Source organism: Saccharomonospora iraqiensis subsp. paurometabolica YIM 90007, from assembly GCF_000231035.2.
Taxonomy (GTDB): domain Bacteria; phylum Actinomycetota; class Actinomycetes; order Mycobacteriales; family Pseudonocardiaceae; genus Saccharomonospora; species Saccharomonospora paurometabolica.
Genome location: NZ_KI912187.1, coordinates 12235 through 18288, shown reverse-complemented (window position 1 = coordinate 18288; position 6054 = coordinate 12235). Strand labels below are relative to the sequence as shown.

The following is a 6054-nucleotide window of genomic DNA, read 5'->3' as shown; positions in this document are numbered from 1 at the left end:
TCGTGGCCGCGCTGGCCGGCACGCTGGTCGCCGGGACCACCGTCACCGGCGCGGGCCCGCACGGCGGGGACCCCGACGTGCCCCGGCTGGACGCCCCGATCACGACGCTGACGGAGGTGCACGCGGGCCTTCTGCTGACCTTCCTGCTCGCCCTCGCCGTACTCGGCCTGCTGTGGTGGCGTACGGGTGTGCCGACCGACGTGTGGCGTCGGTACGCCGTGGTCTGGGGCGTCGCCCTCGCCCAGGGCGGTCTCGGCAGTCTCCAGTACCGGCTCGGCGTCCCCGAGGGTCTCGTGTCGCTGCACGTGCTCGGCTCGATGCTGGTGATCGTCGCCACCGCGGCGCTGTGGTGCGCCACCCGTGACCGCGGGCCGGTGGTGAGCGCCACCCCGGCCACCGGCGCGGGGAGCGGCAGCCCGGCCACCGGCGCCGCCGGGGTTCCGGAGACGGAGCGCACCGGGGATACTTCCGTACGCTGACCGGTCCGGTCCGTGGACGCACGTCCGCGGGACGTCGCCCGCCGGTTCGCATGCGGACACCGATACGCTGTGCTGCACTGAAGTCGAGCCCCGAGTTCTCCACCACGGATACGAGGTCACCCGCAACGATGAGCTCCACCGCACACGCGTCCGACACGGCGACGTCCGGGCCGAAGCCGCTCGTCGGCGACGAACGCGGCACCGCGCAGATGATCGTGCTGAAGGCGTTCCTGCTGATCCCGTTCGTCGCGTTGCTGACCGCGATCCCCTTCGCCTGGGGCTGGGGTCTGACCTGGCTCGACCTCACCCTCGCGGCGGTGCTCTACACCGTCGGCACTCTCGGGGTCACCGTGGGATACCACCGCTACTTCACGCACGGCGCGTTCAAGACGAACCGCCCGCTGCGGATAGCCCTGGCCATCGCGGGCAGTATGGCCGTGCAGGGTTCGGTCATCTTCTGGGTGGCCAGCCACCGCAGGCACCACGCCTTCGCGGACAAGGAGGGTGACCCGCACTCCCCGTGGCTGTTCGGCACCTCCCCGACGGCCCTGCTGCGCGGGTTCTGGCACTCGCACATGGGCTGGATGTTCAACCGCGAGGTGACCAACTACGAGCGGTTCGCCCCCGACCTGCTCGCCGACCGGGACCTCACGGTGGTCAACCGCTTCTTCTGGCTGTGGATCACGGCGAGCCTGGCCCTGCCCGCCCTGCTCGGCGGGCTGCTCACCTGGTCGTGGTGGGGCGCGGTGACCGCGTTCTTCTGGGCGGGGCTGGTGCGGATCGCGTTCTCCCACCACATCACCTGGTCGGTCAACTCGATCTGCCACATGGTGGGCGAGCGCCCCTTCGCGAGCCGGGACAGGGCGGCCAACTTCTGGCCGCTGGCGATCCTGTCGATGGGCGAGTCGTGGCACAACTCGCACCACGCGGACCCGACCTGCGCCCGGCACGGGGTGCTGCGCGGCCAGATCGACATCTCGGCGCGGGTGATCTGGCTGTTCGAGAAACTGGGCTGGGCCCGCAACGTCCGGTGGCCCCGCCCGGAACGCCTCGCCGCCAAACGCGCCTGACCGCCCCCGGTCACCGGTTCCGCGTGCGGGGCACATTCCCTGCGTGTGATGCAGCGAATGTGCCCCTCACCGCGTGTGACGCAGGGAAGGTGCCCTTCACGGCACACCCCGCTCGGGTGCTCAGGTGAGGTGTGTGCGGAGGGCGGAGGCGAAGCGGGTGGGGGCGGCCGGGTCGGCGTGGGCGAGACCGAGCGAGGGTTCGGTGAGTTCCAGCTCCAGCAGTGCGGGAGTCCCGTCGTCGGTGGGGACCACGTCGACGCGGGCGTAGAGCAGGTCGCTGCGGCGTAGTCCGAGCCCGGCCACGGCCGCGTCCAGGGTCTGCTCGGCCAGCGCCGCACAGCCCGGTGGGGGGTGGGCGACGCCCACCTTCCCCGACGGGCGGGGCCCCGGGTCGGCGGCGTCGGGGCCGGTGAGCAGGGCGCCCTTGCCGAAGGCGTGCGAGTACACACCGCCGAAGTACACCAGCGCGGTCTCCCCCTCGGCGTCCACGCGGGCCTGGTACGGCTGCACCAGCGCGGCGCGGCCGGTGTCGTGCAGTGCGGTCAGGTGCGCGGCGGCGCGTTCCCGCCCGGCCGCGTCCGCGGGGAACCGCCCCGCGCCGACCGCCCCCGCACCGACCGCGGGCTTGACCACGAACTCGGCACTGTCCGGCCAGTCCGGGATCCGCCCCGGCTCGGCGAGCACGGTGGGCACGACCGGCACCCCGGCGGCGGCCAGATCGAGCAGGTACCGCTTGTCGGTGTTCCAGCGCACGACGTCGGCGGTGTTGCGCAGCCCCGGCACCGAGCCGCACCAGTCGAGGAACTCCGCGTGCCGGGTCGAGTAGTCCCAGGTCGCACGGGGCAGGACCAGGTCCGCGGCCGCGAAGTCGACGTCCGGGTCGTCCCAGACGGCCCACCGCGCGCGCACCCCGAGGTCGGCGAGCGCCGGCAGCACGGCGCGCTCGTCCCCGTCGCCCTCGGGCAGTCTCCGGCAGGAAGCGAACAGGACCTCGCGCGTCACCGGCGGGCGCGGGGACCGGCCATGCGGCGGCGGTGCTCCGGCCCGATCACGGTGGCCCCGACCGTGTCGGCGTCCCACTCGGCCGACTCGAGGTCACCGACCGCCTCCACGAGGGCGTTTCCGGTCTCGACGTCGGGCACCACGACGTCGCCGAGCGCGCCGTCCTGGCCGACGAGCACCACCCGGGCGCCCGCGCGGCCGATCCGTTCCACCACGGCCCTGGTGGGTTTGCCGTGCTCGCCCACGAACGTCCGGGCCGCGGTCAGGTGGGCCTTCCCGGGGCGGGCGGCGGTCTGGTCGCTGGTCTCGGAAGCGGTGTCAGTCACGGCGCCAGTCTAAGCACGCGACCGGCCGCGGCCGAAGTCCGTTCCCGGGGAAGCGGTCCACGTCACCGCCGCGGCCCCGGGCGCCCGGGTCAGGCCGGTTCCGGAGGCCGCGCCATGCGCAGGGTGACGTCCGGCAGCCCGCGCAGTCGGCGCCATCCGTGCCCGGCACACACCGCGATGGTCAGCGCGGTGAACAGGCCGCTGAGCACGCCGCGGGACAGCAGTCCCGCATCCAGGCTCCACTGCAGGAACCCGTACGTCATGGCGGCGTCGATCAGCCGGGACCCGCCCCACATCAGGGCCACGTTCACGAACACCCGCCGCACGGTGCGGTGGGCGAACAGTTCGGCGGGCAGGTGGATGAAGTCCCGGGCCAGCCGCGCGGTGATCGGTCTGCCGATCACCGCGCTGCCCACGAACAGCAGGAACATCAGCAGGGAACCGACGACCGGTTGCAGCACGTACACGGCCGCGCTCGACGTGATCAAGGCGAACACGGCGCTGCTCACCAGCATTCCGCTGGCCAGCAGCAGCGTGTGTGGAACGTCCCTGCGCAGCATCCGGCGCAGTCCGATCACGAAGGCGCTCCAGCCGAGCACACCGGCGGCAGCGGGGACCAGACTCGTGAAGTTCAGCAGCAGCATGAACAACACGGTCGGCACGACGGCCGTCTCCAGGGCCAGCACCACGGCACGGGAGGCGGTGGCACGCAGATGCGGTATCTCGATGACGAGGTGTCGATCGGAAGTCAGCGTGGGGTGGTGCACGGTCACATCTCTCGGGTCGGGTCGGGCCGGAGCGGCGCCCGCTGACCCGGTGGGGACGGTTCGGGGGCCCGTACACCACCGGAGGCTTCGAACCGGACAGCATGACGCATCCGTGAGTCGCCCGTAGCCTAAACGTTACATCCGTCCGGGTAAATGCCGCACCCGGCTGTGCCACGGGTCTCGTGGCCGCACCCGGCCGGGAGAAGCCGGGGCCCGTGGGGACGCACCCGATACGAACAACACGCCGCCGGGAGCCTGTTCCCCCGGCGCGGGACCGGGGCACCGGGGACGACACTGGGGCGACGGACCGTCCACGGTCCCGCACCGGCACGACCGCACGGGCACACACCGCCACGGTCGTACGACGACGAGGAGGAACCGCATTGGTGACCGCGATCCGCATGCACCGCACCGGGGGACCGGAGGTGCTGGAGCCCGCCGAGAGCGAACCCGGCGATCCCGGCCCCCGGGACGTCCTGATCGACGTGGCCGCGGCCGGGGTGAACTACATCGACACCTACCAGCGTGCGGGCATCTACGAGGTGCCGCTGCCCTACACACCCGGGCTCGAGGGTGCCGGACGGGTGGCCGCCGTCGGCGCCGAGGTGGACGAGTTCGCCGTCGGGGACCGCGTCGCCTGGCAGGGCGCCCCGGGCGGATACGCGGAGAAGGCGGTGGTTCCGGCCGACGTGGCGGTCCGGATCCCGGACACCGTGTCCGACGAGACCGCCGCCGCGACGATGCTCCAGGGGATCACGGCGCACTACCTGGTGTCGTCGACGTACCCGGTGGGCGAGGGTGACCCGGTCCTGGTGCACGCCGCGGCCGGTGGCGTCGGGCTGTTGCTCGTGCAGCTGGCGAAGGCGCGCGGGGCCCGGGTGCTCGGCACGGTGTCGACCGGGGAGAAGGAGCGGCTGGCGCGGGAGGCCGGCGCGGACGAGGTGGTCCGCTACACCGAACGGGACTTCGTCGAGGCGACCCGGGAGTTCACCGGTGGCGAGGGCGCCGCGGTGGTCTTCGACGGGGTCGGCGCCTCCACGTGGGAGGGCAGCCTGTCGGCGCTGCGGCCCCGGGGACTGCTCGCGCTGTTCGGGGCCGCCAGCGGCCCGGTGCCGCCGATCGACCCGCAGCGGCTCAACGCGGGCGGCTCGCTGTTCCTCACCCGGCCGAAGACCGTCGATCACACCCGCACCCGCGCGGAGCTCGACTGGCGGGTCGGCGAACTGTTCGACGCCGTGAGTTCGGGCGCGCTCACGGTCCGGGTCGGCGGCCGCTACCCGCTGACCCGGGCACGGGCCGCCCACGAGGATCTGCAGGGCAGGCGCACCACCGGAAAGGTGCTGCTGCTGCCGTGAACGGACCGGGCCCGCCCACCGGTCGCGGGCGGGCCCGGCACGTGCGCACCCGACGGGTGGGCGGGGTCACTGCGGGGTGTCGACCGCCACGACCTCGGCGACGATCACGACGGCCTCGTCGGCCTGCGCGGGACCGCTGTCGGCCTCGGAGATCTCCTCGGCCGGGACGACCATCAGGCGCCTGCCGCGCTCCTTGATGTCGACCAGCGCCTCCTCCCAGGCGTCGAACTCCTGCTGCTCCTGACCGAACTCGACGGTCTCCGTCGCGGGCTCACCGAAGGTGCTGCGGAGGACCTCGCCACCCGACCAGCTGACCATCGTGTAGTCGAACTCGACGAGGCCGCCCGGTTCGGCGCCCGGCCCGACCCCCTCGTCGAGCTCGCGGGTCACCAGTTCGGTGGGTACGGCACAGCCTTCGGGGATGGTGACCTGCGGCCCCTCACCACCGGCCTCGCCCTCCTCGGTGACGGTGATGTCCTCGGCCGTGCACTCCTCCTGCGGCTCCTGCTCCCCCGGCGAACCGGTCGGCTGCTCCGGAGCTCCGGCCCCCGGCGACGCTCCGGTGTCCGGCGGCACGTCCGAGGGCTGCTCACTCGGCGGGGAGCAGGCCGCGAGCGCGGCGGCGCAGACCGCCGCGGTCATGATCTTGCCAGCATTGCGCATGGGATTACCCTAGCCGGGCCCCGGTTGCGCGCTCCCGTCGCCTGACAACGCGGGCAACGGCTCACCCGTGTGTAGGACACCGAGCCGTCGCGTCGCCCGCGTGAGCGCGACGTACAGGTCGTTCGCCCCGCGCACGGACTCGGCGACGATCTCGTCCGGCGCCACGACGATCACCCCGTCGAACTCGAGCCCCTTGGCGCGCTCCACGGTCAGCACCGACACCCGGGGCGTCCGCACCGGGTCGTCCGGCGCGGCTTCCCCCGCACGGGCGAGTTCGGCCGAGAGCTCGCCCTCGACGGCCGCCGGGCACAGCACCCCCAGCGTGCCGTCCCCGAGCCGCGCACGTTCGTCCTCCACCAGCTCCGGCAGCCGCGCCGCCAGCTCGGTGCGGG

At 73.3% G+C, this 6054-nt stretch carries 8 protein-coding genes; 3 read left to right on the top strand and 5 right to left on the bottom strand.

The window, feature by feature from the left end; genetic code table 11:
* A partial coding sequence (locus SACPADRAFT_RS0200935) for an oxidase assembly protein (RefSeq protein WP_040923755.1) occupies window positions 1-479 on the top strand: 479 nt, incomplete at its 5' end.
* A 128-nt stretch (window positions 480-607) separates the two neighbouring features.
* On the top strand, window positions 608-1549 hold the full coding sequence (locus SACPADRAFT_RS0200930; RefSeq protein ID WP_007026110.1) for an acyl-CoA desaturase: 942 nt from the start codon (window positions 608-610) through the stop codon (window positions 1547-1549).
* 120 nt (window positions 1550-1669) lie between these two features.
* Here SACPADRAFT_RS0200930 and SACPADRAFT_RS0200925 read toward each other — a convergent pair whose 3' ends face one another.
* From SACPADRAFT_RS0200925 to SACPADRAFT_RS0200915, 3 genes are all read right to left on the bottom strand, one after another.
* Entirely contained in the window at window positions 1670-2551 is an 882-nt protein-coding gene (locus tag SACPADRAFT_RS0200925; protein WP_007026109.1) for an ATP-grasp domain-containing protein, read from the bottom strand.
* A complete protein-coding gene (locus SACPADRAFT_RS0200920) occupies window positions 2548-2877 on the bottom strand; it encodes a hypothetical protein (protein ID WP_007026108.1) in 330 nt (109 codons plus the stop codon). The genes SACPADRAFT_RS0200925 and SACPADRAFT_RS0200920 overlap by 4 nt, the downstream gene beginning before the upstream one ends.
* Window positions 2878-2966: 89 nt before the next feature.
* The gene (locus tag SACPADRAFT_RS0200915) at window positions 2967-3644 is read right to left on the bottom strand and encodes a DUF3159 domain-containing protein (RefSeq protein ID WP_007026107.1); all 678 of its coding nucleotides are present in this window, start codon (window positions 3642-3644) and stop codon (window positions 2967-2969) included.
* A 383-nt stretch (window positions 3645-4027) separates the two neighbouring features.
* On the opposite strand from SACPADRAFT_RS0200915, the gene SACPADRAFT_RS0200910 reads away from it, so the two are divergent.
* The gene (locus SACPADRAFT_RS0200910; protein ID WP_028662122.1) at window positions 4028-4999 is read left to right on the top strand and encodes a quinone oxidoreductase family protein; all 972 of its coding nucleotides are present in this window, start codon (window positions 4028-4030) and stop codon (window positions 4997-4999) included.
* Window positions 5000-5065: 66 nt separating this feature from the next.
* Here SACPADRAFT_RS0200910 and SACPADRAFT_RS0200905 read toward each other — a convergent pair whose 3' ends face one another.
* The gene (locus SACPADRAFT_RS0200905; RefSeq protein ID WP_007026105.1) at window positions 5066-5662 is read right to left on the bottom strand and encodes an FKBP-type peptidyl-prolyl cis-trans isomerase; all 597 of its coding nucleotides are present in this window, start codon (window positions 5660-5662) and stop codon (window positions 5066-5068) included.
* 9 nt (window positions 5663-5671) lie between these two features.
* On the bottom strand, window positions 5672-6054 hold a 383-nt coding region (locus tag SACPADRAFT_RS24615; RefSeq protein ID WP_040923754.1), incomplete at its 5' end, for an ATP-binding domain-containing protein.

What these genes read in the sequence shown, in the direction of transcription:
- SACPADRAFT_RS0200930 (WP_007026110.1), top strand. Translation starts at nt 608, where the DNA reads ATGAGCTCCACCGCACACGCGTCCGACACGGCGACGTCCGGGCCGAAG.
- SACPADRAFT_RS0200905 (WP_007026105.1), bottom strand. Translation starts at nt 5,662, where the DNA reads ATGCGCAATGCTGGCAAGATCATGACCGCGGCGGTCTGCGCCGCCGCG.